The sequence below is a fragment of the Aerococcus sp. NPDC058936 genome (genome assembly GCF_042741995.1).
Taxonomy (GTDB): Bacteria; Bacillota; Bacilli; order Lactobacillales; family Aerococcaceae; genus Aerococcus.
Map to the genome: position 1 here is coordinate 1 of NZ_JBHYKZ010000019.1, position 1,737 is coordinate 1,737.

General features: G+C 49.6%; 18 tRNA genes. All 18 read left to right on the forward strand.

Going from position 1 to position 1,737, the window contains the following annotated elements:
- Positions 1-3: 3 nt before the first annotated feature.
- The 18 genes from ACFW0C_RS09735 (at position 4) to ACFW0C_RS09820 (ending at position 1,631) form a co-directional block, all read left to right on the forward strand.
- Positions 4-88, forward strand: a tRNA-Leu gene (locus ACFW0C_RS09735).
- A 10-nt stretch (positions 89-98) separates the two neighbouring features.
- Positions 99-172: transfer RNA gene (locus tag ACFW0C_RS09740), tRNA-Arg, on the forward strand.
- 5 nt (positions 173-177) lie between these two features.
- Positions 178-251, forward strand: a tRNA-Pro gene (locus ACFW0C_RS09745).
- A 9-nt stretch (positions 252-260) separates the two neighbouring features.
- Positions 261-333 (forward strand) — tRNA-Ala (locus ACFW0C_RS09750).
- Between the two features lie 20 nt (positions 334-353).
- Positions 354-427: transfer RNA gene (locus ACFW0C_RS09755), tRNA-Met, on the forward strand.
- 20 nt (positions 428-447) lie between these two features.
- Positions 448-521, forward strand: a tRNA-Ile gene (locus ACFW0C_RS09760).
- Between the two features lie 41 nt (positions 522-562).
- Positions 563-652 (forward strand) — tRNA-Ser (locus ACFW0C_RS09765).
- A 15-nt stretch (positions 653-667) separates the two neighbouring features.
- A tRNA-Met gene (locus ACFW0C_RS09770) sits at positions 668-740 on the forward strand.
- Positions 741-747: 7 nt separating this feature from the next.
- Positions 748-820: transfer RNA gene (locus ACFW0C_RS09775), tRNA-Asp, on the forward strand.
- A 15-nt stretch (positions 821-835) separates the two neighbouring features.
- Positions 836-906, forward strand: a tRNA-Gly gene (locus ACFW0C_RS09780).
- 10 nt (positions 907-916) lie between these two features.
- Positions 917-990: transfer RNA gene (locus ACFW0C_RS09785), tRNA-Ile, on the forward strand.
- Between the two features lie 9 nt (positions 991-999).
- Positions 1,000-1,087: transfer RNA gene (locus tag ACFW0C_RS09790), tRNA-Ser, on the forward strand.
- Between the two features lie 14 nt (positions 1,088-1,101).
- Positions 1,102-1,173: transfer RNA gene (locus ACFW0C_RS09795), tRNA-Glu, on the forward strand.
- 31 nt (positions 1,174-1,204) lie between these two features.
- Positions 1,205-1,294 (forward strand) — tRNA-Ser (locus ACFW0C_RS09800).
- A gap of 14 nt (positions 1,295-1,308) precedes the next feature.
- Positions 1,309-1,381, forward strand: a tRNA-Met gene (locus ACFW0C_RS09805).
- A 7-nt stretch (positions 1,382-1,388) separates the two neighbouring features.
- Positions 1,389-1,461, forward strand: a tRNA-Asp gene (locus tag ACFW0C_RS09810).
- An 8-nt stretch (positions 1,462-1,469) separates the two neighbouring features.
- Positions 1,470-1,542: transfer RNA gene (locus ACFW0C_RS09815), tRNA-Phe, on the forward strand.
- A 17-nt stretch (positions 1,543-1,559) separates the two neighbouring features.
- Positions 1,560-1,631, forward strand: a tRNA-Glu gene (locus ACFW0C_RS09820).
- Positions 1,632-1,737 lie beyond the last annotated feature (106 nt).

Here is a 1,737-nt window from a genome sequence, read left to right on the forward strand (position 1 = left end):
TATGCCGGGGTGGCGGAATAGGCAGACGCACAGGACTTAAAATCCTGCGAGGGTTAACCTCGTACCGGTTCGACCCCGGTCCTCGGCATTTTATACAAGCACCCATGGCTCAACTGGATAGAGTACTTGACTACGAATCAAGCGGTTGCAGGTTCGAATCCTGCTGGGTGCATGACCCGGGAAATAGCTCAGCTTGGTAGAGCACTTGGTTTGGGACCAAGGGGTCGCAGGTTCGAATCCTGTTTTCCCGATTCTAATGTGGGGGATTAGCTCAGCTGGGAGAGCGCCTGCTTTGCACGCAGGAGGTCAGCGGTTCAATCCCGCTATTCTCCACTTATTTAGATGTATAATATGGCGGTGTAGCTCAGCTGGCTAGAGCGTCCGGTTCATACCCGGGAGGTCATGGGTTCGATCCCCTTCGCCGCTATTATATAATTTAATTTACTTGGACCTTTAGCTCAGTTGGTTAGAGCAGACGGCTCATAACCGTCCGGTCGTAGGTTCGAGTCCTACAAGGTCCATCCTTGTATGGGATTATATGAAACATAATTTTTATTGCCTCGGAGGATTACCCAAGTCCGGCTGAAGGGAACGGTCTTGAAAACCGTCAGACGTGTAAAAGCGTGCAAGGGTTCGAATCCCTTATCCTCCTTTTTATTATTAATATCGCGGGATGGAGCAGTTGGCAGCTCGTCGGGCTCATAACCCGGAGGTCGTAGGTTCGAGTCCTACTCCCGCAATTGAAATGGTCCCGTAGTGTAGCGGTTATCACGCCTCCCTGTCACGGAGGAGATCGCGGGTTCGATTCCCGTCGGGACCGTAAATAAAATAATATGCGGGTGTAGTTTAGTGGTAAAACCATAGCCTTCCAAGCTATCGTCGCGAGTTCGATTCTCGTCACCCGCTTTAGTATTATGGGCCTGTAGCTCAGCTGGTTAGAGCGTCCGCCTGATAAGCGGGAGGTCGATGGTTCGAGTCCATTCAGGCCCATTGATATTTGGAGAATTACTCAAGAGGCTGAAGAGGACGGTTTGCTAAATCGTTAGATCGCGTAAGCGATGCAAGGGTTCGAATCCCTTATTCTCCGCTTTTATATATTTTGGCCCGTTGGTCAAGCGGTTAAGACACCGCCCTTTCACGGCGGTAACACGGGTTCGAGTCCCGTACGGGTCATAGCTTGATAAAGCTTTATATTTTTACTTTTGGAGGATTACCCAAGTCCGGCTGAAGGGAACGGTCTTGAAAACCGTCAGACGTGTAAAAGCGTGCAAGGGTTCGAATCCCTTATCCTCCTTTTTTTACTGATATCGCGGGATGGAGCAGTTGGCAGCTCGTCGGGCTCATAACCCGGAGGTCGTAGGTTCGAGTCCTACTCCCGCAATTGAGATGGTCCCGTAGTGTAGCGGTTATCACGCCTCCCTGTCACGGAGGAGATCGCGGGTTCGATTCCCGTCGGGACCGTTGATTTAGGTCTGATAGCTCAGTTGGTAGAGCACTTGATTGAAGCTCAAGGTGTCGGCAGTTCAAATCTGTCTCGGACCATTTTAATATTTAAAACTGGCCCGTTGGTCAAGCGGTTAAGACACCGCCCTTTCACGGCGGTAACACGGGTTCGAGTCCCGTACGGGTCATAATATTTTTGGGCTCTTCGTCAAATAGGACTGATGAGTAATATCTGCCAGGTAATCATTAGATTACCTGGTTTTTTTATACTCTTTTCCATTATTCATTTTTTAT